This window comes from Serratia sp. PL7 (assembly GCF_945957435.1).
In genome coordinates this window covers 1-566 of record NZ_CAMFLB010000120.1, presented here as the reverse complement: position 1 = coordinate 566, position 566 = coordinate 1, and the positions used below count along the sequence as shown (strand labels likewise).

Genomic DNA, 566 nt, shown 5'->3' with positions numbered 1-566 from the left:
CGTGAAGCCGCTATGCGCGGTGAAGTACCAGGCTTGAAAAAGGCTAGCTGGTAATTACCAATTGAATCACGGGAGTAAAGACAGATGAGCATGCAAGATCCGATCGCGGATATGCTGACCCGTATCCGTAACGGTCAAGCCGCGAACAAAGTTGCGGTCACCATGCCTTCCTCCAAGCTGAAAGTGGCAATTGCCAACGTGCTGAAGGAAGAAGGTTTTATTGAAGATTTCAAAATTGAAGGCGACACCAAGCCTGTTCTGGAACTGGTACTGAAGTACTTCCAGGGTAAGGCAGTGGTAGAAAGCATTCAGCGTATCAGTCGTCCAGGTCTGCGCATCTACAAGAAAAAAGATGCACTGCCAAAAGTTATGGCCGGTCTGGGTATCGCTGTTATTTCTACCTCTAAAGGTGTTATGACCGATCGTGCAGCTCGCCAAGCTGGTCTTGGTGGCGAGATTATCTGCTACGTAGCTTAATTCGGGAGGAAAGAATGTCTCGTGTTGCAAAAGCACCCGTCGTCATTCCTGCCGGCGTAGAGGTAAAACTCAACGGTCAGGTTATTTCG

Annotated in this window: 1 protein-coding gene and 1 pseudogene; both read left to right on the top strand. The window is 48.9% G+C overall.

Annotation, left to right across the window (positions count from 1 at the left end; genetic code table 11):
* Positions 1–84: 84 nt before the first annotated feature.
* On the top strand, positions 85–477 hold the full coding sequence (rpsH, locus tag N6G83_RS54530) for a 30S ribosomal protein S8 (RefSeq protein ID WP_021182223.1): 393 nt from the start codon (positions 85–87) through the stop codon (positions 475–477).
* Between the two features lie 14 nt (positions 478–491).
* A pseudogene (locus N6G83_RS54525) lies at positions 492–566 on the top strand (50S ribosomal protein L6); the annotation flags it as partial.

Excerpts from the sequence above, each read along its gene's own strand:
- rpsH (WP_021182223.1), top strand. The coding sequence starts at position 85 with ATGAGCATGCAAGATCCGATCGCGGATATGCTGACCCGTATCCGTAAC.